Annotated in this window: 18 protein-coding genes; 11 read left to right on the top strand and 7 right to left on the bottom strand. The window is 62.2% G+C overall.

Features of this window, described 5'->3' with window-relative positions; all coding sequences use genetic code 11:
- Window positions 1-189: 189 nt before the first annotated feature.
- Window positions 190-873 carry a siderophore-iron reductase FhuF gene (gene fhuF / locus M1D99_RS13695; protein WP_186704820.1) on the bottom strand — a complete coding sequence of 228 codons (684 nt, stop codon included), beginning with the start codon at window positions 871-873 and terminating at the stop codon, window positions 190-192.
- Window positions 874-1,072: 199 nt separating this feature from the next.
- Here fhuF and M1D99_RS13690 point away from each other — a divergent pair, with 199 nt between their 5' ends.
- The 4 genes from M1D99_RS13690 (at window position 1,073) to M1D99_RS13675 (ending at window position 6,837) form a co-directional block, all read left to right on the top strand.
- The gene (locus M1D99_RS13690; protein WP_458132029.1) at window positions 1,073-2,776 is read left to right on the top strand and encodes an ABC transporter ATP-binding protein/permease; all 1,704 of its coding nucleotides are present in this window, start codon (window positions 1,073-1,075) and stop codon (window positions 2,774-2,776) included.
- A gap of 424 nt (window positions 2,777-3,200) precedes the next feature.
- Window positions 3,201-5,063 (top strand): ATP-binding protein, encoded by a 1,863-nt coding sequence (locus tag M1D99_RS13685; RefSeq protein WP_458132028.1) that lies wholly within the window; start codon window positions 3,201-3,203, stop codon window positions 5,061-5,063.
- A gap of 92 nt (window positions 5,064-5,155) precedes the next feature.
- Window positions 5,156-6,388, top strand: coding sequence for a porin (locus M1D99_RS13680; RefSeq protein WP_458132027.1), 1,233 nt, complete (start codon window positions 5,156-5,158; stop codon window positions 6,386-6,388).
- An 11-nt stretch (window positions 6,389-6,399) separates the two neighbouring features.
- On the top strand, window positions 6,400-6,837 hold the full coding sequence (locus M1D99_RS13675) for a type 2 periplasmic-binding domain-containing protein (protein ID WP_186704816.1): 438 nt from the start codon (window positions 6,400-6,402) through the stop codon (window positions 6,835-6,837).
- Window positions 6,838-6,848: 11 nt separating this feature from the next.
- Here the strand turns inward: M1D99_RS13675 and M1D99_RS13670 are convergent, their stop codons facing one another.
- The gene (locus M1D99_RS13670; protein WP_458132026.1) at window positions 6,849-9,221 is read right to left on the bottom strand and encodes a bifunctional diguanylate cyclase/phosphodiesterase; all 2,373 of its coding nucleotides are present in this window, start codon (window positions 9,219-9,221) and stop codon (window positions 6,849-6,851) included.
- Between the two features lie 299 nt (window positions 9,222-9,520).
- Between M1D99_RS13670 and M1D99_RS13665 the strand changes: the two genes are divergently transcribed.
- Window positions 9,521-10,531: a response regulator gene (locus M1D99_RS13665; RefSeq protein ID WP_186704815.1), complete on the top strand. Its 1,011-nt coding sequence runs from the start codon at window positions 9,521-9,523 to the stop codon at window positions 10,529-10,531.
- Window positions 10,532-10,534: 3 nt separating this feature from the next.
- Window positions 10,535-11,488, top strand: coding sequence for a diguanylate cyclase (locus tag M1D99_RS13660; RefSeq protein WP_458132025.1), 954 nt, complete (start codon window positions 10,535-10,537; stop codon window positions 11,486-11,488).
- Between the two features lie 384 nt (window positions 11,489-11,872).
- Here the strand turns inward: M1D99_RS13660 and treA are convergent, their stop codons facing one another.
- Window positions 11,873-13,501 carry an alpha,alpha-trehalase TreA gene (gene treA / locus M1D99_RS13655; protein ID WP_458132024.1) on the bottom strand — a complete coding sequence of 543 codons (1,629 nt, stop codon included), beginning with the start codon at window positions 13,499-13,501 and terminating at the stop codon, window positions 11,873-11,875.
- 300 nt (window positions 13,502-13,801) lie between these two features.
- Between treA and M1D99_RS13650 the strand changes: the two genes are divergently transcribed.
- The 5 genes from M1D99_RS13650 (at window position 13,802) to M1D99_RS13630 (ending at window position 18,909) form a co-directional block, all read left to right on the top strand.
- Entirely contained in the window at window positions 13,802-14,812 is a 1,011-nt protein-coding gene (locus M1D99_RS13650) for a zinc-binding alcohol dehydrogenase family protein (protein ID WP_458132023.1), read from the top strand.
- Window positions 14,813-14,828: 16 nt separating this feature from the next.
- The gene (locus tag M1D99_RS13645) at window positions 14,829-16,355 is read left to right on the top strand and encodes a UxaA family hydrolase (protein WP_458132022.1); all 1,527 of its coding nucleotides are present in this window, start codon (window positions 14,829-14,831) and stop codon (window positions 16,353-16,355) included.
- 163 nt (window positions 16,356-16,518) lie between these two features.
- Window positions 16,519-17,232 (top strand): FadR/GntR family transcriptional regulator, encoded by a 714-nt coding sequence (locus tag M1D99_RS13640; protein WP_186728727.1) that lies wholly within the window; start codon window positions 16,519-16,521, stop codon window positions 17,230-17,232.
- A 775-nt stretch (window positions 17,233-18,007) separates the two neighbouring features.
- Complete coding sequence (locus tag M1D99_RS13635; RefSeq protein WP_434575882.1) at window positions 18,008-18,526, top strand: cysteine hydrolase family protein; 519 nt, start codon at window positions 18,008-18,010, stop codon at window positions 18,524-18,526.
- A 62-nt stretch (window positions 18,527-18,588) separates the two neighbouring features.
- A complete protein-coding gene (locus M1D99_RS13630; protein WP_434575880.1) occupies window positions 18,589-18,909 on the top strand; it encodes an isochorismate lyase in 321 nt (106 codons plus the stop codon).
- 98 nt (window positions 18,910-19,007) lie between these two features.
- On the opposite strand, the gene M1D99_RS13625 is transcribed toward M1D99_RS13630, so the two are convergent.
- The 4 genes from M1D99_RS13625 to M1D99_RS13610 are packed head-to-tail and all read right to left on the bottom strand — an operon-like array spanning window position 19,008 to window position 24,134.
- Window positions 19,008-19,229, bottom strand: coding sequence for a formate dehydrogenase subunit delta (locus M1D99_RS13625; RefSeq protein WP_186704808.1), 222 nt, complete (start codon window positions 19,227-19,229; stop codon window positions 19,008-19,010).
- Window positions 19,226-22,102, bottom strand: a complete 2,877-nt coding sequence (gene fdhF / locus M1D99_RS13620; RefSeq protein ID WP_458132021.1) for a formate dehydrogenase subunit alpha — start codon at window positions 22,100-22,102, stop codon at window positions 19,226-19,228. The genes M1D99_RS13625 and fdhF overlap by 4 nt, the downstream gene beginning before the upstream one ends.
- Window positions 22,099-23,658 carry a formate dehydrogenase beta subunit gene (locus M1D99_RS13615; RefSeq protein ID WP_434575878.1) on the bottom strand — a complete coding sequence of 520 codons (1,560 nt, stop codon included), beginning with the start codon at window positions 23,656-23,658 and terminating at the stop codon, window positions 22,099-22,101. Before M1D99_RS13615 ends, fdhF begins: the two co-directional genes overlap by 4 nt.
- A complete protein-coding gene (locus tag M1D99_RS13610) occupies window positions 23,652-24,134 on the bottom strand; it encodes a formate dehydrogenase subunit gamma (RefSeq protein WP_186704805.1) in 483 nt (160 codons plus the stop codon). Before M1D99_RS13610 ends, M1D99_RS13615 begins: the two co-directional genes overlap by 7 nt.
- Between the last annotated feature and the right edge of the window lie 430 nt (window positions 24,135-24,564).

Raw genomic sequence — 24,564 nt, 5'->3', positions numbered from 1 at the left:
TGCGGTGATGTTGGATGTGCCGGCCTCATCGCGAGCAAGCCCGCTCCCACAGTGGTTCTGTGTCGGACATGAATTTTGTTGTTCAACCGCAGATCCAGTGTGGGAGCGAGCCTGCTCGCGAAAGCGGTGGCTCAGCCACATGGAATGCCGGCAAGTACCCCGAAGGCTGTTCAAAACCTGCGCTCATTCCTACTCATAGATGTAATGCAGGTAGCTCACCTGCTCCGCCACCGGCAGGCGGTGCAGCTTGGGGCAGGATTCGCAGAGCACGGGCGGCTGGCCTTCGACCGGCTCGTGCAGTTGGTAATGCAGGCAGCAATGCCGGCGCAAGGGCAAGCTGGGGCAAATCTGCGGCGCCGGTGACTCGACCATGCGTTGCAGACCCCGCAGCTTCAAGCGGCCATTGTTCACCGTGACGGGCTCCAGCCACTGGTGCGCCTCGGCGAAACCATCCCTGGACAGCTCCGGGTCCATCCTGGCGAAGGCGCCGTCCCAGATGGCGACGAAGTTGCCCCACAATATTTTCGGGGCCAGGCCACCGGCGGCGGCCAATGTGCCGAACAGTGGCGCCAGGTGCTCATGGACCAACCGCGACCAGTAGGCCGCCCGGTCATCCGCGGCCAAGTCCGACACCCCGGCAGCCAGGCCCAGCGCCGCCGGTTGGCCGTCGTCGTGCCACAGCAGCGCGTCCTCGCCCCAGAACTCGATGGCGCAGTGACGCGTCAGCACACAGGCCAGGGTGGCGGGCAAGACAATGCTCATGTAGTTCATCGACCACTGCGACACCACGGCGGCACGGTTCACCCCCGGGTAACGCAGGGCGAATCGAGTCAGCAAGGGTTGCAGCACGGCAGGATCGGCAAGCTGGCTCAACGCGACGGAAGACTGATCGCCAGGTGCCTGCCGGATGACCCGCTGTATCGGCGGCCAGGCCTGGTTAAGCCATTCTGGAAATTCGATAACGGGGCTCCCGTGGCTTTCCCTAATTAATGCAAACGATTAGCATTGGCTGATCCTATCCTCCCTCCCCTGCAAACTCAACGTCGTTAGCGACCAGGCTCATCAAGACTCCATGCACACACTCCGCAACTTCTGGCGTCTCGCGCGGCCTTTCTGGGCTTCCGAGGAAAAGTACCCGGCCCTGTGGCTACTGTTGGCCACCGTGCTGATGACCCTGTGCCTGGTCGGTGTCAACATCCTCACCAACTTCTGGAACCTGCATTTCTATAACGCCTTGCAGGCCTTGGATTACCACGGCTTCCTGATCGGCAGCCTGCAATTCATCCTGCTGCAGATCGGCACGGCGGCCTTTACCGTGGGCGCGTTTCACTTTCAGCAAAAGCTGACCATCCGCTGGCGGCGCTGGGCGACCCGCAACATGCTCGATCAGTGGCTGGGCAGCCAGCGCTACCAGAAGCTGAAATTGACCGAAACCGATGTCGACAACCCCGACCAGCGGATCGCCGAAGACATTGACCTGTTCATCGTCAAGTCACTCAAGTTGAGCCTGGGCCTATTGACGGCGGTGGTGTCGCTGTTTTCCTTCCTGCATATCCTCTGGCAAGCCTCCAGCCTCGTCAGCGTGCCATTCAACGATCAGTCGTTCGTCATTCCGGGGCTGCTGGTGTGGATCGCCCTGGTGTATGCGTTCCTGGGCACCGGCCTGGCCTTTTGGCTGGGCCGCGCCCTGCCCAGCCTCAATTTCATGCAACAGCGGCGTGAAGCGGACTTTCGTTTCTCGCTCATCCGCCTGCGGGAGAACGCTGACTCGGTGGCGCAATACCGCGGCGAAGTCGTGGAGAACGAACGCTTCAACCGCCGCCTGGACGCGGCGCTGGAAAACTTCTGGGCGCTGGTCAAGAAACAGAAGCTGATCATGGGCTACTCGACCTTCTATTTGCGCAGCGCGACGGTCATCCCGATGTTCATCATGGCGCCACAGTTCTTCGCCGGCGCCTTTCCCCTCGGCCGCCTGACGCAGATAAGCGCGGCCTTCGGCGAAGTGCACGCGGCCATCGCCTACCTGGTGAGCGTGTTCCCGGAACTGTCGGAATGGAAATCGGTGGTCGACCGCTTGGTCGGCTTCCAGGAGCGCCTGGATAACGTCGAGGTCAAGTCCCAGGTCAGGCACGAACAGCAGGCCAGCGGTCTTGATATCAAGGACTTGGACATCTGGCTGCCCAATGGCCGGCCGTTGTTCAAAGGTTTCAACCTGTCACTCAAACCCGGCGACAGCCTGATGATCAGCGCGCCGTCCGGCTACGGCAAATCGACGCTGATCCGCACGATCACCGGGCTGTGGCATCACGCTCGCGGCTCGAGTGGCTATGACCGCGAGCGCGCCCTGACCCTGTCGCAAAAACCCTACCTGCCGCTGGGCAGCCTGCGCGAAGCGCTCTGGTACCCCAACCCACCCCATCGCGAAGAGGATGCCGCGCTACGCCAGGTCATGGAGCAAGTCGGCCTGCAACACCTGGCCGATCAGTTGGAAGAGGAGCGGGACTGGTCACAGACCCTCAGCATCGGCGAACAGCAACGCTGCGCGTTCGTCAGAGCCCTGCTGGCCCGGCCCACGGTGCTGTTCCTCGACGAAAGCAGTTCGGCGCTGGACGCGGCAAACGAAGCGCGTTGCTATCAGCTGCTCAGGCAGACACTGCCGGACACGATCTTGATCAGCGTCGGGCACAGCGCTTCCCTGGAGCACTTCCATTGGCACGTCCTGGAGCTGAAGGACGAGGCGCAGTGGGTGCATCGCAAGGTCAAGCAAGCGGTGTGAACCCGCATCCTGTGCCTATGAAATAGAGCATGGGAAAGATAGATCTGTGGCGAGGGAGCTTGCTCCCGCTCGGCTGCGCAGCAGTCGCAAAAGCGGTGTCTGCGGTGTGCCTGGCGAAACGGTGTGGCTGATTTGGGGCCGCTGCGCGGCCCAGCGGGAGCAAGCTCCCTCGCCACAGGATGCACTTGGGCCACAGGGTTCAATTCACAATGTGCCCTCTTCCCGCGCAATCAGATCCCTGAAAAAGCGCAAATGACCTGCGCGACACTCCATCCCTCTTCGCATAATTGGCATGCAGAGTTTGTGGTCTATAGTCAGACACATCCAGGCTCTTTCGCTCGGGCCTTCAGGAGCAACACCCCTTCGAGCCGTAACCGTGTCGGATGCTCACCAGCCTTCGGTCGGACAATGCAGGGAGCAAGCCATGCCGATCCAGCGGCCCGAGACACTGAGGTTGGCCCCTGGCACCGCTCATTGTGCAGAAGCCGATGGCGGTACCGAAGCCAGCACGCTTCGGCGCTTCTTCGACCAGGCCAAGGAAGCCTACATCCTGTTCCCGCTGCTGGCCGCCCTGCTGTTGCTGGTTGTCTGGAGCGCCACCCTCTACCTGATCAAGGTTGAACATCTTCGCGCGCAGCAGAGCGCCGCGACGGCCAGCCTGGAGATGGGTGCTACCTACGAAGCGCAAATGTTGCGCGCCATCCATGAAATCGATCAGACCCTCAAGCTGGTCAAATACACCTTTGAGACCGAGGACGAGCCCAATCCCCTGCGCCGCCTCCAGGAGCGGGCCTTGTTGCCGCCGGCCTTGGTGTTCGACGTCAGCGTGGTCAATCCGGACGGCCGGTTCGTGGCGAGCACGCGGGTCAACGACCGGGAAAACATCGCTGACCCGGATGAACAGCAAACACTGCGACACAGCGATTCGTTGTCCATCAGCCACCCATGGAAAAGCCCAATCACTGGAGAATGGCGCTTGCGCTTCAGCCGGCGACTCGATGCCGCGGATGGCAGGCTTTCCGGGATCGCCAGGGTCGAAGTGGATGCTGCCTATTTCGTCAGCAGCTACGACGCCTCGAAACTCGGCGACCAGGGTGCGCTCGGGCTGCTGGGCACGGACGGCATCTTTCGCGTACGGCGCACCGGGGAAACGCTATCGGCCGGCGATGCGGTCAATTACACGGCGGTGGTGCCGGACGCCGAAAACACCGAGGCGAAGCTCTCGATCAACGGTTGGGACGGCGTGCGGCGCTACACCAGTGCCCGCCAGCTCTACGATTTTCCGCTGGCGGTGATCGTCGGCTTGTCCGAGGAAGAACAGCTGGCCGCGGTGAACCAGCAAGCGCGTACCTATCTGTGGCGTGCCGCGGGCGGTAGCCTGGTACTGGTGTTGCTGGTGGGCCTGCTCGCCCGGATGAGCTGGCAGCTGGCGCAGAGCCGCTTGCGTGCCGCCGAAGCCCAGGTCCAACTGGCCGCGGCCGCACGCCAGGCTGGCATGGCGGAAATCGCCACCAATGTGCTGCACAACGTCGGTAACGTGCTTAACAGCGTGAATATCTCCGCCGACCTGGTCACCCGCAAACTGCGCACCAGCAAGGCCTTGGGGCTTGGCAAGGCGGTGCAAATGATGAACGAGCACGCCGAAGACCTCGGCGATTTCATCTCCCATGACGACAAAGGCAAGCTGTTGCCCGGCTACCTGAACCAGTTGGTGGACGCACTGGCGATCGAGCAACAGAGCATGACCGAAGAACTCGGCCAACTGAGCAAAAGCGTCGACCACATCAAGGAAATCGTCGCCGCCCAGCAATCCTATGCAGGTCCATCCAGCCTCGCCGAAACCGTGCAGGTCAAGGAACTGATCGAGGATGCCCTGCGCATGAACGCCGGCATCATCGCGGCGCATCGGATCACCGTGGTGAGAAACCTGGCCGATACGCCCTTGCTGCAACTGGACAAGCACCGGGTGCTGCTGATCCTGATCAACCTGATAAAAAACGCCAGCAGGGCAATGGGCGACCGGTTGGAGCCGGCCCCTCAAATCATCCTTCAGAGCGAGATTCCCCAGGACGACACCCTGGTCATCAAAGTCATCGACAACGGCGAAGGCATCGTGCCCGAGAATCTGACGCGGATCTTTGCCCACGGCTTTACCACACGCAAGGATGGCCATGGCTTTGGCCTGCACAGTTGCGTCCTGGCGGCCATGGAGATGGGCGGTTCGCTGGAGGCCCATAGCGATGGGCCGGGAACAGGGGCGACCTTTACGCTCAAATTGGCCATCTAGACTAGGCTTCGGTGGGTAAATGGCGCGCAGTTTCAGCCGACGTACAAGGAACAGACGAATGGCGATCCACGCAACGAGGTCACCTTGAGCCCATGGCGAAAAAACCCAATACCTTGGCCTTGGTCGTCGTGACGCTGTATGCCGGCGGCGCCAGTGCCGACGCTACCGAGATGTTCTCGCTGAGCAGTTTCGGCACGGTGGGGATCGTCCATTCCAGCGAGAAAAAAGCCGACTTCACGTCCAGCATCTTCAAGCCCAACGGCGCCGGGCATTCGCGCAACTGGAGCGCCGATGTCGACAGCCTGATAGGCGCCCAACTGACCGCCACCTTCACCCCGCAACTTTCGGCCGTGGTGCAGGTCATTTCCGAGCAGCGCTACGACAACAGCTACCGGCCCTTCGTCGAGTGGGCCAACATCAAGTACCAATTCACGCCGGATTTCAACGCACGCTTTGGCCGTACTGTGTTGCCGACCTTCCTGGTGTCCGACACCCGTAAGGTGGGCTATACCCTGCCCTGGGTACGCGCGCCCATGGAGGTCTACAGCCTGATGCCGATCTCCAGCAGCGACGGCATCGATGGCAGCTACCGGTTTCATGTCGATGCAATCATCAATACCGTGCAGGCTCACTACGGCCAGACCGACAGCCGGCAGCCCGACGGGGCCGGCAAGGCACTGACGAGAAACTTCTGGGGAATCACCGATACCACCGAATTCGACGTGCTCACCACGCGCATCACCTACATGAAAGCCGACCTGACCCTGGAGCAGTTCAATTCACTCTTCGATACGTTCAGGGCGTTCGGTCCAGAAGGCATCGCCATCGCCGATCGCTACGACTCCGATGACACCCCCGTCGAATTTCTCGGCGTGGGCGCCAGCTACGATCCGGGCGACTGGTTCGTCATGAGTGAATGGGGGCGTCTCGATAGCCGCTCCGGCCTGGGCCGCACCAGTGCCTGGTACATCAGCGGCGGGTACCGCATCGAAGCGTTCACGCCTTACGTCACCTACGCACGCTCCCGGACCGAAACCGAAGTTTCCAGCCCGGGCCTGACGATAGCGGCGTTGCCACCCGCCTTGGCGGGCACGGCCGCCGAGCTCAACGGTGCGCTCAACAGCGTCCTGGGCTCGAACGAAGGCCAGCAGACCCTCTCTCTGGGCGTGCGCTGGGATTTCACCAGGAACATGGATGCCAAAGTGCAATTCGATCACACGCGTTTCAAGGGCAACTCGGTCGGTCCGCTGATCAATCCCCAACCGGACTTCACGTCGGGGGGCTCGCTCAACGTCATCAGCCTGGCTGTGGATTTTGTCTTCTGATGGAGCAGGCCATGTGGGTTGTGAGATTCATCGGATTCGCTGTGGCGGGGCTCGCCCTGGGCGCCGCCAGCGCTGCCGTCAAGGCCGACGTGGTGGTGGTCGTCGCCACGTCCAGCCCGGTGAAGACACTCGCGCGCAATCAGGTGGCGGATATTTTCCTGGGCAAGGCCAGTCGTTTTCCCGGTGGTGGCCAGGCGATTCCCATTGACCAGACAGAAGACTCCCCGACCCGCGATGAGTTCTACACAACGATCACCAGCAAGTCCGCAGCCCAGCTCAAGGCGCACTGGTCAAAAATCATCTTCACCGGCAGGGGCCAGCCGCCACTGGCGGTTTCAAGCGGCACGGAAGTCAAGAAACGTATTGCCGAGAACCCCGACACCATCGGCTATATCGACGCGCGGGAGCTGGATGACAGCGTCCGGGCACTGCCGCTCGAGCCGCAATGAATGGCGAGCCCTTACGGATCGAGGTTTGGATCAGTTGCCTGGGCCTGCAGCAATAACTTGAACTGATCGGCGGGAATCGGCCTGTTGAAGTAGAAACCCTGAAACTCATCGCACGCATTGTCCCGCAGGAAATCGGCCTGCTCCTTGGTTTCCACGCCCTGGGCCACCACGGTCAGGCTGAGGGTGCGGCCCATCGCGATGATGGCCTCGGTCAGGGCTTTGTCTTCCGACACGCTGCTGGTGTCGCAGATACACGAGCGGTCGATCTTGATGACATCCAACGGAAACTGTTCGAGGGCAGAGAGCGACGAATAGCCGATACCGAAATCATCGATGGCGATACGGACCTGCAGGCGCTTGAGCCCGGTCAACACACTCAGCGCCCTCTTGACGTCCTGCATGAGCAGGCGCTCGGCGATTTCCAGTTCCAGCAGGCGCGCATCCATACCGGTTTCGGCCAATATCTCGGCCAAATCCGCCAGCAGGTCCTCATCGGCAAACTGCCGTGCCGTGAGGTTCACGGCGACGCCCAGGTGCGGCAGGCCTTGTCGTTGCCAGGCGACGTTTTGCTGGCAAGCGGTCTTGAGCACCCACTTGCCGATCGGCACGATCAAACCGGTCTCTTCCGCAATGGGGATGAATTGCATGGGCGCCACGATCCCCAGGTCGGGATGATTCCAGCGCAGCAGTGCTTCCATGCCGGTGATCTGGCCGCTGCGAATGTCCCGCTTGGCCTGGTAATGCAGTTGGAACTCCTGGCGCTCCAGCGCGTGGCGCAGGCTCAGCTCCAGGGTCAGCCGTTCCAGGGAATCGGCGTTCAGTTTCGCGGAGTAGAACTGGAAGTTGTTCTTGCCACGTTGCTTGGCCTGGTACATCGCGATATCGGCGTTTTTCGTGAGGGTCTGCTCGTCCAGGCCATCCTGTGGAAACACGCTGATCCCGACGCTGGCAGTCACCCGAAACTCCTGGCCCTGAAGGTTGAAAGGCCGGGCAATCGCACCAAGGACTTTCTGCGCGGCGCTCGCCACGTCGTTGTCCTGCGACAGCTCCGGCAGCAGGATCACGAATTCGTCGCCGCCCAACCGGGCCACCGTATCGCTGCTGCGCAGACACGCCTCGAGGCGCTGCGCCACCTCCATGAGCAGTTGATCGCCGGCATCGTGTCCCAGCGTGTCATTGACTTGCTTGAAACGGTCGAGGTCAAGGAACAACACGGCCAATTGCCGATCGTAACGGTCGGCCTCACGGATGCTCTGGCTCAACAACTTGCTGAACAGGCTGCGATTGGGCAATGCCGTGAGGCCGTCGTGATAGGCCAGGTACTCGACACTTTCCGCGTAGGCAATTTTCGCTTCGCCCGCACGCAAGCGGCTTTGCGCCAGTTGCCAGCTCATCCGCGCGAGAAGTCCCGCCAACAACACCAGTAGCAGGCTGGCGCCCGCCGCGCGCCAGAGATAGCGCTGCGCCTGCCGGGTCACCGCAGCCAGTTGTTCTTCCTCGGACAAACCGACGATCACCGCCAGCGGAAAGTCGTAGAGCTGGCGGGCGCTGGTATAGCGCCGCACACCGTCCCATGGGTTGATCGCGCGTACGGCCTCGGTGTTTTCCGTATCCGGCACCACGCTGGCGTAATCGATCGGGTCACCGGCCGAGATCGTTTCCCCGCTGCGCCGTGCCCGGAAGATACCGTCGATGCCCAGCAGGCCGAGCAAGCCGTGGTCGCCCAGTTTCGAGGGGTCATAACTGCTGACGAAATAGGCCGCGTCGACCTCGATCATGGCGATCCCGGCGAACCCGCCATTTCCTTCATCGAGCCGCCGACTGAAACGCAATGTCCACTCCCCCGTCGCCGGGCTTTTCCGCGGGCGGCCAATCGACAGCGCCGTGTCCGGCCCTGGTGTTTGCAGCGCGTCCTTGGCCATCCTGCTTCCGGCCTCGCTCGGCTGGGTACTGGCCACGACCCGGCCACTGGCATCGACAACGCTGACGTCAAACAAGTAGGGAGAAGGCAGCAAGCCGCGTGCCTTGAGCTTGGGCAACGGGTTGGGCTCCCGCTCGGACTCGTAGGTGTACTTGACCAGCTTGAGGGTCTGGTCGATTTCACGCACCGCCCGCAGGATCTGCGCTTCGTAGGTTGCGCCGATCTCCAGGCTCGCTTCGGCAATTCCCTGCTGCGCACGAGCGTGTTCGACCTTGATGAGGTACAGGGTGCCGGCCCAGATGAGCAACAGCAGCAGGACCGCCAGCAACGGGAACAGGATATAGGCTTCCCTGGCCTGGTCGAAACCGCGCCGAAACAGATTGTTCGTCACATCGGCCTGGGCGTTTTCTCGATGGACGACACTCGGGGCCGACGTCATGACACTCGCCCGTTGGATCGCCATGGTGTGCTCCCTGCATTGTTCCCACTGACGGACTGCGGGTCACCGACCGCCTGCTGAAAACTATAGACCACAAACCGCGCCTGCCACGCCCAATCGCGCGCCGACCGTGGCTTTGCCCAGGATTCGATGACGAAGTGCAGTTGACGTCCCTGACTTATTGGTCCAGTTTCAATACAACCGTGTCCAGCAGTGTCTGGTGCTGGACACCACGCTTGATAAACCCGATTCGTTAATCAAAAGGGTCTTTGCAAGCCTATGAATGACGTACGCAACACCTCCTCTCCTGCCATTGAAATTCGATGGATGTCCTTGTGTCGTTGATCCCTCTGGTGGTGTGTGACGACTCCAACATGGCGCGCAAACAGGTGTTGCGTGCCCTGCCGGCGGACTGGCCGGTTTCGGTCACCGAGGCGGTCAACGGGCGCCAGGCCATGGACGCCATACGCCAAGGCCTGGGCCACGTGGTGTTGCTCGACCTGACCATGCCGGAGATGGATGGCTACCAAGTGTTGAGCGCCTTGCGCGACGAGGGCTTGAAGGCGCAGGTGATCGTGATTTCCGGTGACGTCCAGGATGAGGCGGTGCGCCGCGTGCTGGAGTTGGGCGCCCTGGCGTTCCTGAAAAAACCGTTCGACGAAAACGACCTGCGCCAGACGCTGGCGCGGCTGGGGCTACTCGCCCAACCCGGGCAGGTGCCGCCGCAGAATCGTTCGGCCACGAACGTGGCCATCGGTTTCCACGATGCGTTCCGCGAGACCGTCAACGTGGCCATCGGCCGGGCGGCGGCGCTGATCGCCAAGGTGTTGGGGGTCTTCGTGCAATTGCCGGTGCCGAACGTCAACCTCCTTGAGGTCGGGGAACTGCACATGGCCTTGAACGACGTCGGCAGCTCCCAGCAACTCACCGCCATTTGCCAGGGGTTTATCGGCAGCGGCATCGCCGGCGAAGCCTTGCTGATCTTCCACGATTCGGAAATCGCCGATATCGCGCAATTGATGCAGCGCCAGAGCGCCGACTATTCGGACCTGGAAATGCTTCTGGACCTTTCCAGCGTCCTGATCGGCGCGTGCCTGAGCAGCATTGCCGAACAGATCGACGTGGTGTTTTCCCAGGGCCACCCGCAGATTCTCGGCCAGCACGCCGCCATCGAGGAATTGATCCGGGACAACAGCAAGCACTGGAAAAAGACCCTGGCGGTGGAAATCAGCTACAGCCTGGAGGGGCACGATATTCGTTTCGACCTGTTGCTGCTGTTCACGGAGGACTCCATCGAACGGTTGACCCATAAACTTGCCTACCTGATGAACTGAGCCATGAGCGAATCCATCGATCTGAACGAGTTCCACTGGTTGCTGGCGATCGTTCAGAGCATCGACGTCGGGGTGGTGGTGCTCGACCGCGAGTACCGCGTGCAAGTCTGGAACACCTTCATGGAGAACCGCTCCGGGGTGCAGCCCAAGGACGCCCACAACCAGCATTTTTTCAGCCTGTTCCCTGAAATCGATCGCCAATGGTTCAGCCGCAAGGTGGAAAGCGTCGCGACCCTGGGCACGCCGGCGTTCACGGTCTGGGAGCAGCGTCCTTACCTGATGCGCTTCAAGAGCTACCAGCCGATCACCGGCCAGGAAGCGTTCATGTACCAGAACACCACCCTGTTGCCGTTGCGCTCGCCGGACAACACCATCAAGCACATCTGCCTGGTGATCTATGACGTCACCGACGTCGCCACCAACCGGCATCAGCTCCAAGCCGCCAACGCACAGCTGCAACTCCTCTCCAGCACCGATCGGCTGACGGGGTTGTACAACCGCGGTCATTGGGAAAGCAACCTCAAAGCCGCCTACGCCCGGCACCAGCGCTACGGCAATGCGTTGAGCCTGGTGATGCTCGATATCGATCACTTCAAGCGGGTCAACGACACCTACGGCCACCAGGCGGGCGACAAGGTCATCGAACATGTCGCCAGGCTGCTGCGCGAGCATGTACGCGAATCCGACGTGGCGGGACGTTATGGTGGTGAAGAGTTCGGCGTGGTGCTGTCAGACACCGACAAGGCCGGCGCACAGATCTTTGCCGAGCGTATGCGCCAGGCCGTCGAAGCGCTGGAGGTGCAGTACAACGACCAGGCCATCCGTTTCACCATCAGCCTGGGCGTGGCCGACCTGAGCCAGCCCGCGAACGACCACGCCGACCTGATCGCCAGGGCGGACCAGGCGCTGTATACCTCGAAGAAGACCGGGCGCAACCGGGTTACGGTGCATGAGTAGCGAGCCCGCAACGGCTCAGTACCCGATCACATCCAGCCCATCCAACACCGGCACTTGTGGCGAGGGAGCTTGCTCCCGCTGGGTTGCGCAGCAACCCCAAATCAGCCACACCGTTTCGCCAGGCACACCGCGCACACCGCTTTTGCGACTGCTGCGCAGCCGAGCGGGAGCAAGCTCCCTCGCCACAAGTACGTCTCGATTCGGGTAGAGGAGATTTGTGCCCTCCACAGTTTTTTCCGAGGCGACGGTGAGGCTTGAGACACACCCCACATCCCCTGTGGGAGCGGGCTTGCTCGCGAAGACGGCGCGTCAGCAACCTTCAATGTGGCTGAACCACCCCTTTCGCGAGCAAGCCCGCTCCCACAGGGGATGTGTGTGTGGCATTTACTTACCCACCAGGCTTTGAGACGTCTCGCCATATTTGCCCAGCAACTTGAGCGTCACACCGTTGGTCCAGCCGAAACCATCCTGCAATTCATACTCGCCGCCTCCCCCGCCATCGCCGCGACCGGACAGGTCGTATTTTTCCACCAGCTTGTTTTCCTTGCCGTAGAGGTTCTCGACTTGCTGCAAGAAACGACTGCCGATCTGTTGCGCCAGCGCGGTGTGCTGGTAGCGCTCCAGTCCTTCCACCGCGACCCATTGCAGCGGTGCCCAGCCATTGGGTTCGTCCCATTGCTGGCCATTGCTGGCCTGGGTAGTGGCGATACCCCCGGGGCGCAACAGGCCGTCACGCACCGCATCGGCGGTGCGATTGGCATGCTCGACAGCGGCCAGGCCCGTGTACAGCGGGAACAGCGTCGCGGCCGTGAGGCCTTGGCGTTGCTGGTTGCGTTGCCAGTCATAGTCCACGTAGAAGCCTTTGTCGGCATTCCACAAATGCTTCTCGATGGCCCGCTGGCGCAGTTCGGCGCGCCGGCCATAAGCCTGGACACAGGCCATGTTTTGCACCGTCTCGCAGGCTTTGGCGATGGTGTGCTCCAGATGATAGATCAGGCTATTGAGGTCCACGGGCACGATGGCCGTGGTGCGAATGCTCGCCAGGTTCTGGCCGTCGTCCAACCAGCGCGAACTGAAGTCCCAGCCGCTTTCGGCGCCGGCGCGCAGATCACGCCAAACCTCCTCCTTGGGCCGCTCCGGCACCTGTTCGGCGGTGCTGACATCTTGCAACCAGGACTCCTGTCGAGGTGTCGGGCTGGCATCCCAGTAGCGGTTGAGCACACTGCCATCAGCGAGCTTGACCACGTGTCGGGCAGCGTCACCGGGCTTGAGCGCCTGGGCGCCCTCCATCCAATAGGCATACTCCTTCTGCAACTGCGGCAGGTATCGCCCATAGGCCTGGTCACCTTCGATACGCGCCTGCAACTCCACCATGTAGGCAAAGAATGGCGGCTGCGACCGGCTCAGGTAGTAGGTGCGATTGCCGTTGGGGATGTGACCGTAGGTGTCGATCATGTAGGCGAAGTTATCGGTCATCTGGCGGACCTGGGCCTTATCGCCGCTTTGCTCAAGCCCGAGCATGGTGAAATACGAATCCCAGTAGTACATCTCGCGAAAGCGTCCGCCGGGCACCACATACGGCTGCGGCAATGGCAACAAACTGCTATAGGCCGGCACCTGGCTGTAGGAGCGGCTCAGCACCGGCCAGAGGTTGTCGATGTGTTCCTTGATCGGAGCGCCGGGCCTGGGGGCCGGGCTTTCGGCTGCGCCGGACTCGATGAAGTTGTCTTTCACGAAGGCCTTGATATCGAAGCCGTCGCGGCCCCGTTGGGCCAGGTAATCGGCGCGGATCCGGGCCGGATCACGGTTGGGCAATGCGTCCACGAAATGCTTCTGGTCGGTGAATACCTGCCCACGCTGCACCGCTTCAAAAAGCTCGGGGTAGGCCTGGTCGGGGGGGAGATTGGCTCGTCCCTGGGCGTCGGCGTAGCTCCAGGTGGCAGGCGGTTGGCTTGAACAGGCCACGCACATCAGCGCGACGAAGGAGAGGCTGGTGAGGGCAATAGGTCGCATCAGAGGGTCCATCCTGTTTTTCATTCCTGACAAACCAGTGACCTGTCGAAATGGACCTGGGTTCAGTCAATGATGCAATGTCAGACGAGCCCCGCCCCACTGGTCAGTCCAATTTATTTCTTTATTAATTGGTCTTGCCAATATTTTTTTCGGCCTGTAGTTTCGGACCCAGGTCTTCGGTGCAGGACACCGCTCGCCTACAACAAAAAAGAGAGCCCCGGTCCCGGCAGCCGCGCGCTCACAACCCTCCTCCCGCCTGCAGGCAACCCATTGCCTGTGTGCCAGCCAAGGAGCATCGACATGCTGACGATCATCTGTAACGAACCCGGCTCGCTCACCGCCATCGAGCGTGAGCGCCCCCTCAGGAAACCCGGGGAGGTGCTCATCCGGGTCAAGCGCGTCGGGGTCTGCGGCACGGACCTGCACATCTTCACCGGTAACCAACCGTACCTCGAATATCCGCGGGTCATGGGCCACGAGTTCTCGGGGATCGTGGAAGGTACCGACGAGGCTAGCGGCCTGGCTGTGGGTGACGTCGTCTATGTGATGCCGTACCTGTCCTGCGGGACTTGCATCGCCTGCCGCCAGGGCAAGACCAACTGCTGCACCCAGATCCAGGTGCTGGGGGTCCACTGCGACGGCGCGTTCACCCAATACCTGAGCGTTCCCCATGCGTTCGTTCACAAGGCGGCGGGGATTTCCCTGGACCAGGCCGCGATGATCGAATTCCTCTCGATCGGCGCCCACGCCGTGCGTCGCTCGAACATCCAGGCGCAGAAACACGCCCTGGTGGTCGGTACCGGCCCGATCGGCATGGCGGCGGCGATCTTCGCCAGCCTGCGCGGTGCGAAAGTCACCGTCCTGGATACGCGTGAGGATCGCCTGTCGTTCTGCAGGCAACACCTGAATATCCACGCCGCCGTGCACATCGGAGACGGCGACAAGCAGGCCCTGGCCGATCTGACCGAGGGCGATTTTTTTGACGTGGTCTTCGACGCCACCGGCAATGCACGGGCCATGGAGCGCGGGTTCGAATTCATCGCCCACGGCGGCACCTACGTGATGATCTCGGTGGTTCGGGACTCGATCACTTTCTCCGACCCTGAATTCCACAAGCGCGAAGCCACGCTGATGGGCAGCCGCAACGCCACCCAGGAAGACTTCCGGTACGTCGAGCAATGCCTGCGCGACGGCTTGATTCCGGATGCGGCCCTGAACACCCACCGATTGACGCTGGACGATGTGCCCCAATCGTTCGCTACCTTGCTCGACCCCAAGCAAGGTGTCGTCAAGGCAATCATCGAGTGCTAGGAATCGGAGGACGCCCATGAACCCGCCTAATGCTTTGCTTGTTTTGACACCGGGTGATGATGTCGCGGTGGCCCGAGGCGATATCCTCGAGGGCCAGCCGGTGAGTGCCGACGGCCTCACCCTGATCGCCCGGCAGACGGTTCCGTCCGGCCACAAGATCGCCTTGCGCAAGGTGCTGGTCGGCCAGCGGGTGCTCAAGTACGGGCAGACCATCGGCCAGGCCACCCAGGCCATCGAGCCCGGCGATCACGTCCACGTGCACAACCTGGACATGCCCGCCGCCACTGCCGAACACAGCGTACGGAATGTTTATGTCCCCACGTCGTTGAGCGACAACCCCGCGACCTTCGAAGGTTACGTCCGCGAGGATGGACGCGTCGGCACGCGCAATTACATCGGGGTCATTTCCAGCGTCAACTGCTCGGCAACCGTCTGCAAGCAGATTGCCAACGCCTTTTCTGCCGAGCGCTTGAAAGACTTCGCCAACGTCGACGGCGTCGTTGCGATCACCCATGGCAGCGGCTGTGGCATGGGTGCCAAGGGCGAAGGCATCGATATTCTCAAGCGAACCTTGCGCGGCTATGCCGATCACGCCAATTTCGCCGGTGTGCTGTTGATCGGCCTGGGTTGCGAGGTCAATCAACTTACCCCGTTGATGAATGAACTGGGGGATCGCCCCGCGGCGCTCAAGGCCAGCCTGGTCATCCAGGACGAAGGCGGTACTCGCGACGCCGTGCGACGTGGCATCGCCCTCATTGAAGCGATGCTGCCCCTCATCGACCAATGCCAGCGGACGACCGTTGCCGCCAGCCACTTATGCGTCGGCTTGCAATGCGGCGGTTCGGACGGCTACTCCGGCATCACGGCCAATCCGGCACTCGGCGCGGCCGTGGACCTGCTGGTGCAACAGGGCGGCACGGCGATCCTTTCGGAGACACCGGAAATCTATGGGGCCGAACACTTGCTGACGGCCCGCGCCGCGTCGGCCGACATTGCCGAAAAATTGATGGCGCGGATCCATTGGTGGGAAGCCTACGTCCGCCACAACGACGGTGACATGAACAACAATCCTTCGCCGGGCAACAAGGCCGGGGGCATCACCACCATCCTGGAGAAATCCCTGGGCGCCGTGGCGAAAGCCGGTGCGAGCGGGCTGATGGGCGTCTACCCATACGCTGAAACGATCGATGCCCGTGGCCTGGTGTTCATGGACACACCCGGCTACGACCCGGTGTCGGCGACCGGCCAGGTGGCGGGCGGCGCGAACCTGATCTGCTTCACCACGGGCCGCGGCTCGACCTATGGGTGCAAGCCCACGCCCTCCTTGAAAATCGCCACCAACACCCAGCTGTTCCAGCGCATGGAGCTGGACATGGACTTCAACGCCGGCGGCATCGTCGATGGCCTGGAATCGGTTGCACAGGCGGGCGAGCGGTTGTTCCGACTGATGTTGGCGACCGCGTCCGGGCACCGCACCTGCAGCGAGGAAAATGGCTTGGGCGATAACGAGTTTCTGCCCTGGCAGATCGGTGCGGTGATGTGATTGAGGCCGTCACTGCACCCTTCTCTGTGGGAGCGGGCTTGCTCGCGAAGGCAGCGGGTCAGCTTGCATCAATGCTGAATGTACCGCCGCTTTCGCGAGCAAGCCCGCTCCCACCTCAGCCGCTATGGTAGCCTTTGCGGACTCTCCGATGGACGCTCACCCCATGGTCTCGCCGATCAACGCCGCCGAACGCAAGCCGTATCAGAAAATCGCCGATCAACTGCGCAGCTACATCGCCCAGGGGGATTTCAAACCAGGCGCTCGGCTTCCTCCCGAGCGTGATTTGACCCAACTGTTGGGAGTCTCCAGGCCGTCGCTTCGCGAGGCCCTGATCGCCCTGGAAATAGACGGCGACATCGAAATCAAGATGGGCTCCGGCGTGTACGTGCGCGCCATCTCCAAGGATGCAAGGCACCCGAGCATGACCTTGGGCGAGAGCCCTTCGGAACTGATGCAGGCGCGGGCGTTGATCGAAGGTGAGTCAGTGATCCTGGCGTGTCTGCATGGCAAGAAAAGTGACTACCGCTATCTGCAGGACTGCATCGACGCCATGCGCGCAAGCATCGCCAGCGGCCTGCCGCCGTTGGAGGATGACCGTAAATTCCATCAGCGCCTGGCCAAGATGAGCGGCAACTCTGCCCTGGTGCGGATCATCACGGCCCTGTTCGATGAACGACACAATCCGATTTCGGCGCACCTGAGCAAGCATGCGGAGAATGCCCTGACATGGGAAGCTGCGGTCATCGAGCATGAAGCGATCCTGCGCGCCGTGGCCCACAAAGATGTACTCGGTGCCCAAACCTCGATGCGCCAGCATCTGAGCCGTTCGGAGAACCGCTGGCTGAAAGCGCTGGAACCGGAAGACTCGGGCGACTAGTCCGGCGGTTTTGGGATCGTGGTTGACGGGTCAAATGCCATCGCGAGCAAGCTCGCTCCCACAGTTGATCGGTGGTGTACCTCGATGTTGCGACCAGTCCAAGCCACCTGTGGGAGCGAGCCTGCTCGCGATGGCGGTGGCTAAATAAACCATCCAAGACAGTTGCTCCCACAGGGGAATCGCATTGGCCTGGGACATTCAGGTTTGGCAATCTGCCTGAGAGGCTGAGCGCCTTTTGGATGCTTTGTAGCGGGACCAACGGCGGTCTGAAAATCTCCTGGGAATTTACTTCCCGTGGCGAGGGAGCTTGCTCGCGCTGGGCTGCGAAGCGGCCCCAACCCAGCCACAGTGTTTCGTCAGGCACAGCGCAGCGCCCGGTGTTTACGACTGCTGCGCATCCCTCGCCACAGGTGTGTTCGGCGTCATCAAGCAACGCATTCTCGAAGGTTTGCTCCCACAGTTGATCGGTGATGTACCTCGATTGCGACCAGTCCAAGCCACCTGTGGGAGCGAGCCTGCTCGCGATGGCGGCGGCACAGTCGCCACCGCGTTCACAAGCAAGTTCACACCCCCGCTTGCCAAACCCAACGGCGTGCCGATATTGTCAGCACCATGAATGCCCCAAAGATCACCTCGACCACCACGACCACGACCGCCCAGGCGGGTCGTGAGGTGTCGTGAGCGAATAACACACGTATCTCAAAGGCCCGCCAGTCGATGGTAAGGGCCTTTTCTTTTGCCCTTGCGTCGCTGGCCCAAACGCAAGGAAAGCACGATGCACGCACTGTTGATTCTCGATATGCAAGTTGGGTTGTTTCACGGCCCGGATAAACCTTGGGCAGGTGAAGCGCTGCTGGATACGTTAAATGCCCTGTTGACCAAGGCTCACAGCGCCGGTGCCCCTGTCTTCCTGGCTCGCCATGTCGGTCCGCCTGGCTCGCCTATCGAGCCGGGAAGTCCACTGACGCAACTGCTCCCGCAATTGCGGCTGGCAGGCAACGAGGTGATCTTCGAAAAAACCCGTCCCAATGCCTTTGCCATGACCGGTCTGGCCGAGCAGTTGAAGGCCTGTGGCGCCGAAGGTGTGGTGATTGCAGGCATGAAAACCCAGTATTGTGTCGACAGCACGTGCCGTGCCGCCCGGGACCTGGGCTTCGATGCCGTGCTGATCGCCAATGGTCACACGTGTGCCGACACGCTGGACGTGAAGGCGCCCGTGATCATCGCCCATCACAACACAACGCTGGCCGGGCCCTTTTGCCGGGTCATCAGCGCCGAGGACTGGGATTTTTAACCCCACATCAGAACATCGGCCCAGGCCGGGCCGATCCTGCTCAAACCAAAGGAGTGATCCACATGGAAGTCTGCAATCGGCTACAACCCTCGGAATGCGTCAACATGGAGGACATCCGAGGCGAAATCGATGCCCTCGATCAGGCCGTCATCAAACTGCTGGGCAAACGTTTTCAATACGTACTCGCGGCCTCGAAGTTCAAGACGTTGGCGACATCGGTACGGGCGCCGGAGCGTTTCAAGGCGATGCTGGCGACACGGCGGGAATGGGCCGAGGCCGAGGGCCTGAGCCCGGATGCCATCGAAAAAATGTACAGCGACCTGGTGAGCCACTTCATTGCCGAAGAAATGAAACACTGGGCGGCTCATCCATCCCGGAACTGATTTTTCAATAACTGAAATACACACAGCCCCGGTCGGTTCCCTTCGTCGTTGACGAGGGCGCCGGCCGGGGCTGTGTGCAGGTTCTACAGCATTCCTTCCTAAGCCGCTTCTGCAAACTCCATCAACGCCGCCAATACCAACGGGTGCAGGACAGCGTCGGGATGTTTCGTTTGCCAGGCCATCAAGTCGCGGCACATGGTCGGCGTCCAGAAGCTCTTGATGTGCTGGTATACACCACGCACCGCCACCGCGTGGTCCGGCTCACTGGCAAAATACTGACCGATCTGGTTGGCCATCTTGATCAGACTTTCAGAGCTCATCGACGCACCTCCGCTTTCTCGGCATGGCGACGCTCCCTCAGCAGGCGCCCTTGTTCATCACTGAACGCCTGGTAACGCTTCTGCCATTCCGAAGGCTGGCTGACCCGCACGATCTCCACCGCCGTGACCTTGTATTCCGGGCAGTTGGTGGCCCAGTCGGAGTTGTCGGTGGTGATCACGTTGGCGCCCGATTCCGGGAAGTGGAACGTGGTGTAGACCACGCCCGGTGCCACTCGCTCGGTCACCCTCGCGCGCAGTACCGTTTGCCCGGCACGGCTGCCGATGCCGACCCAGTCTTCGTCGACGATCCCGCGGTTCTCGGCATCGGTCGGATGGATTTCCAGACGGTCCTCCTCGTGCCAGGCGACGTTTTCGGTGCGCCGGGTCTGGGCGCCGACGTTGTATTGGCTGAGGATGCGGCCGGTGGTCAGCAGCAGCGGATAACGGTTGTTGACCTTCTCCTCGGTGGGCACGTAGCCGGTGAGCATGAAGCGGCCCTTGCCGCGCACGAACTGCTCGATGTGCATGGTCGGCGTGCCGTCCGGCGCGGCATCGTTGCACGGCCATTGCAGGCTGCCGTGGCGCTCCAGTTCGGCGTAGCTGACGCGGGTGAACGTCGGCGTCAGGCGGGCGATTTCATCCATGATTTCCGAAGGATGGTTGTAGTGCATCTTGTAGCCCAGGGCGTCGGCCAAGGCGATGGTGGCTTCCCAATCGGCCTTGCCGGCCAACGGGTCCATCACCTTGCGAACGCGGGAGATGCGGCGTTCGGCGTTGGTAAAGGTGCCATCCTTCTCGAGGAACGAGCTGCCCGGCAGGAACACGTGGGCGAACTTGGCCGTCTCGTTGAGGAAGATGTCCTGGACGATCACGCATTCCAGCGCGGACAGCGCGGCCGTCACATGCTGGGTGTTGGGGTCGCTCTGGGCGATGTCTTCACCTTGGCAATAAAGCGCCTTGAAGGTGCCGTCCAGCGCCGCCTCGAACATGTTCGGGATACGCAGGCCCGGGTCGGGTTGCAAGGTCACGTTCCAGGCTTGCTCGAACTCGGCGCGCACCGCTTCGTTGGAGATGTGCCGATAGCCGGGCAGTTCGTGGGGGAACGAGCCCATGTCGCAGGAGCCCTGGACGTTGTTCTGCCCACGCAGCGGGTTCACCCCGACACCTTCGCGACCGATGTTGCCAGTGGCCATGGCCAGGTTGGCAATGCCCATGACCGAAGTACTGCCCTGGCTGTGCTCGGTAACGCCGAGGCCGTAGTAGATGGCCGCGTTGCCGCCAGTGGCGTAGAGCCGTGCGGCGGCGCGGATCTGCTCGGCAGGCACGCCACACACCGGGCCGAGGACTTCGGGCGAGTTTTCCGGCTGGCTGACGAAATCGCGCCAGCGGGCGAAGTCCGCCGCCTCGCAGCGAGCCTCGACAAAAGGCTGGTCTATCAAACCTTCGGTGGCAATCACATGGGCCAGCGCGTTGAGCATCGCCACGTTGGTACCCGGACGCAGTTGCAAGTGCAGCTCGGCGCGGGCGTGGGGCGAATCCACCAGGTCGATGCGCCGTGGGTCGATGACGATCAGTCGTGCGCCCTGGCGCAAGCGGCGCTTGAGCTGGGAGCCGAACACCGGGTGCGCGTCGGTGGGATTGGCGCCCATCACCATGATCACGTCGGCCTTCATCACCGAGTCGAAGTTCTGCGTGCCGGCGGACTCGCCCAGGGTCTGCTTGAGACCGTAACCGGTAGGCGAGTGGCAGACACGGGCGCAGGTGTCGACGTTGTTGTTGCCGAACGCGGTACGCACCAGTTTCTGCACCAGGTAGGTTTCTTCGTTGGTGCAGCGGCTGGAGGTGATGCCGCCGATGGAATCGCGCCCGTACTTGAGCTGGATCCGGCGCAGTTCGCTGGCGGCATAGGTGACCGCCTCGTCCCAGCTGACTTCCTGCCACGGGTCGTTGATGTGCTTGCGGATCATCGGTTTGGTGATGCGATCCGGGTGCGTGGCGTAGCCCCAGGCGAAGCGGCCCTTGACGCAGGAATGGCCGTGGTTGGCCTGGCCGTTCTTGTCCGGGACCATGCGCACCAGTTGTTCGCCTTTCATCTCGGCGCGGAACGAACAGCCCACGCCGCAATAGGCGCAGGTGGTGATGACGCTGCGCTCCGGCTGGCCGATCTCCACGACGCTCTTGTCGATCAGGGTCGCCGTCGGACACGCCTGCACGCAGGCACCGCAGGACACGCATTCGGAATCGAGGAAGTTGTCACCGCCGGCCGCTTCCACCCGGGAATCGAAACCGCGCCCAGTGATCGTCAGGGCGAAGGTGCCCTGGATTTCCTCACAGGCGCGTACGCAGCGGCTGCAGACGATGCACTTGCTCGGGTCGTAGTCGAAATACGGGTTGGAAACGTCCTTGGCCTCGGCCAAGTGGTTGGCGCCCTCGTAGCCGTAGCGCACTTCGCGCAGGCCCACCTGCCCCGCCACGGTCTGCAACTCGCAGTTGCCATTGGCCGAACAGGTCAGGCAATCCAGCGGGTGGTCGGAAATGTACAGCTCCATCACGTTGCGCCGCAGCGTGGCGAGCTTGGAGGTTTGCGTGCGCACCACCATGCCCTCCGTTACCGGCGTGGTGCAGGACGCGGGATAGCCGCGCATGCCGTCGATTTCTACCAGGCACATGCGGCAGGAGCCGAAGGCTTCCAGGCTGTCGGTGGCGCAGAGCTTGGGAATGGTGGTGCCGAGCATGGCCGCGGCGCGCATGACCGAGGTGCCGGCGGCGACGCTGATTTCGCGCCCGTCGATGGTCAGGCTGACCTGCACGTCGCTGTCACGCGCCGGGGTGCCCAGGTCGATATCGGTGCTGGGATCGAAGATGGTGATCATTGGTCAGCCTCCGTGGTCGCCAGACCGAAGTCGGCGGGGAAATGCTTGAGGGCGCTGGCGACAGGGTAGGACGTCATCCCACCGAGGGCACAGAGCGAACCGTATTGCAGCGTGTCGCACAGGTCCTGCAACAGCAGGGCCTGTTCCTGGCGGTCACCGGCTTCGGTGCTGGCGATCAAGCGGTCCACCACTTCCACCCCACGGGTGGAACCGATCCGGCACGGCGTGCACTTGCCGCAGGATTCCTCGGCGCAGAACTGCAAGGCGAACCGGGCCATCTGGGCCATGTCCAGGCTGTCGTCGGCGACCACCACACCACCGTGGCCGAGCATCGCGCCCATGGCGGCGAACGCTTCGTAGTCCAGCGGCGTATCGAATTGCGAAGGCGGCACCCAGGCGCCCAACGGCCCGCCCACTTGCGCGGCCTTCAGCGGACGACCGCTGGCGGTACCGCCGCCATAACCTTCCACCAACTCCCGCAGGCTCAGGCCGAAAGCGCGCTCCACCAAGCCGCCATGACGGACGTTGCCGGCCAGTTGGAACGGCATCGTACCCAGGGAGCGGCCCATGCCGAAGTCGCGATAGAACTGCGCGCCTTTCTCCAAGATGATCGGCACCGAGGTCAGGGTCAGTACGTTATGCACCAGCGTCGGCAAGCCGAACAGGCCTTGCAGCGCCGGCAGCGGCGGCTTGGCGCGCACCGTGCCGCGCTTGCCCTCGAGGGATTCCAGCAGCGCGGTTTCCTCGCCACAGATATAGGCGCCGGCGCCGACTCGCACTTCCAGCTCAAAGGCGCGACCGCTGCCGCTCACGTTCGTGCCCAGGTAACCGGCCTCGCGAGCGATGTGCAGCGCGTCGTTCAACGTACTGACGGCGTCCGGGTATTCCGAACGCACGTAGATGTAGCCCATGGTCGCGCCCACGGCGATGCCGGCGATGATCATGCCTTCGATCAGCAGGAAGGGGTCGCCTTCCATCAGCATGCGGTCGGCAAACGTGCCGGAGTCTCCTTCGTCGGCATTGCAGACCACGTACTTCTGCGGCCCCTGCGCGTCACGCACAGTGCGCCACTTGATGCCCGCCGGGAACGCCGCGCCGCCGCGGCCGCGCAGGCCGGACTCCAGCACACTGGCGACCACCTCGGCGCCATCCATCTGGATCGCCCGGGCCAGGCCGAGAAACCCGCCTTGGGCACGATAGTCATCAAGGGACAAGGGCCGGGTGATGCCAGCACGGGCAAACAACAGGCGCTGCTGGCTTTTCAGATAAGGAATGTTCTCCACCAGTCCCAGGGCAGCAGGATGGCCGCCCGGATCATGGGCCAGCGCATCGAGCAGGGCCGGCACGTCTTGGGCCGTGACCGGGCCAAAACCCAAGCGCCCTTCAGGCGTCTCCAACTCAACCAGTGGCTCCAGCCAATAGAGGCCACGGGAACTGGTCCGCAACACCTGCAACGGCAACTGTCGACGTTCAGCCTCAACGGCCAACGCAGCCGCGACCTTGTCCGCGCCCACGGCACGGGCCACCGAATCGCGGGGGATACAGAGCGTCAGCATGCGCCCTCCTCCCTGCAGTCATTCACCAACTGACGCAGGCGCTCGGGCGTGATCCGCGCATGCAACTCCCCGTCCAGTTCCAGGGCCGGCGAGCAGACGCAGGCGCCCAGGCAATAGACCGGCCGCAGGCTGATACTGCCGTCGGCGCTGGTGCCGTGATCGTCCAGCGCCAGTTGCTCGCGCAACTGCGCAGCCAGGGCTTCGGCGCCCATGCTCTTGCAGGACTCGGCCCGGCACAGGCGCAGGGTATGGCGCGCCGGCGGCGTGGTACGGAAATCGTGGTAGAAACTGATGACCCCGCGCACTTCAGCCAGGCTGAGATTGAGGGCGTGGGCGATCTCCGGGACGGCGCTGTCGGGGACATACCCGCAGCCTGCCTGGATGGCATGGAGAATGGGCAGCAAGGCACCGGGGGTGTCCTTTTCGCGCGCAAGCACGCTGTGGATCATGGGCAGGTGAAGCGTCTCATCGGGCATAAACGTACCTCGGCATCTCGAACGACACCGCCGCATAGCGGCAGCCGTCCGGAGTCTTGGCTGCGGCGTCCGGCCCACGTCACGGTAGCGTGGCACATCCGATCGCCATTCTCGCTCTCCGGCCAGGTGTCTTTGGCGCACCTGGTCCGAGGCATTCTCACAGCTTGCCACTCCCGGGGGTTGGCGATTGCACATGGACGACGAAACGTGTTCTGAAAGCGACTAGGCGGGAAAAGTTGTCCTACGCCCGCGGGAGGTCAGATACACAAGTGATTGTAGGCGACGCACGGCGATCGGTGGCTACTGGCCGTTTCCCTGACTGCCAGCGTGGCGATTGCTTTGCTGGATCACAACACAAGGTTACAAACACAATATATATGTATCGTTTTACAGCGATCAATTTCGACATCATTTAGGGGAGCAACAATCT

Source organism: Pseudomonas sp. R3-41, assembly GCF_054161485.1.
The sequence above is the reverse complement of the archived record's forward strand: the minus strand, read 5'-3'. Positions and strand labels throughout refer to the sequence as shown.

Coding starts and splice junctions, on each gene's coding strand:
- M1D99_RS13660 (WP_458132025.1), top strand. CDS start 10,535: ATGAGCGAATCCATCGATCTGAACGAGTTCCACTGGTTGCTGGCGATC.
- M1D99_RS13615 (WP_434575878.1), bottom strand. CDS start 23,658: ATGCTGACGCTCTGTATCCCCCGCGATTCGGTGGCCCGTGCCGTGGGC.
- fdhF (WP_458132021.1), bottom strand. CDS start 22,102: ATGATCACCATCTTCGATCCCAGCACCGATATCGACCTGGGCACCCCG.
- M1D99_RS13690 (WP_458132029.1), top strand. CDS start 1,073: ATGCACACACTCCGCAACTTCTGGCGTCTCGCGCGGCCTTTCTGGGCT.
- M1D99_RS13685 (WP_458132028.1), top strand. CDS start 3,201: ATGCCGATCCAGCGGCCCGAGACACTGAGGTTGGCCCCTGGCACCGCT.
- M1D99_RS13630 (WP_434575880.1), top strand. CDS start 18,589: ATGGAAGTCTGCAATCGGCTACAACCCTCGGAATGCGTCAACATGGAG.
- M1D99_RS13650 (WP_458132023.1), top strand. CDS start 13,802: ATGCTGACGATCATCTGTAACGAACCCGGCTCGCTCACCGCCATCGAG.
- treA (WP_458132024.1), bottom strand. CDS start 13,501: ATGCGACCTATTGCCCTCACCAGCCTCTCCTTCGTCGCGCTGATGTGC.
- M1D99_RS13670 (WP_458132026.1), bottom strand. CDS start 9,221: ATGGCGATCCAACGGGCGAGTGTCATGACGTCGGCCCCGAGTGTCGTC.
- M1D99_RS13635 (WP_434575882.1), top strand. CDS start 18,008: ATGCACGCACTGTTGATTCTCGATATGCAAGTTGGGTTGTTTCACGGC.
- M1D99_RS13625 (WP_186704808.1), bottom strand. CDS start 19,229: ATGAGCTCTGAAAGTCTGATCAAGATGGCCAACCAGATCGGTCAGTAT.
- M1D99_RS13665 (WP_186704815.1), top strand. CDS start 9,521: ATGGATGTCCTTGTGTCGTTGATCCCTCTGGTGGTGTGTGACGACTCC.
- M1D99_RS13640 (WP_186728727.1), top strand. CDS start 16,519: ATGGTCTCGCCGATCAACGCCGCCGAACGCAAGCCGTATCAGAAAATC.
- M1D99_RS13675 (WP_186704816.1), top strand. CDS start 6,400: ATGTGGGTTGTGAGATTCATCGGATTCGCTGTGGCGGGGCTCGCCCTG.
- M1D99_RS13610 (WP_186704805.1), bottom strand. CDS start 24,134: ATGCCCGATGAGACGCTTCACCTGCCCATGATCCACAGCGTGCTTGCG.
- M1D99_RS13680 (WP_458132027.1), top strand. CDS start 5,156: ATGGCGAAAAAACCCAATACCTTGGCCTTGGTCGTCGTGACGCTGTAT.
- M1D99_RS13645 (WP_458132022.1), top strand. CDS start 14,829: ATGAACCCGCCTAATGCTTTGCTTGTTTTGACACCGGGTGATGATGTC.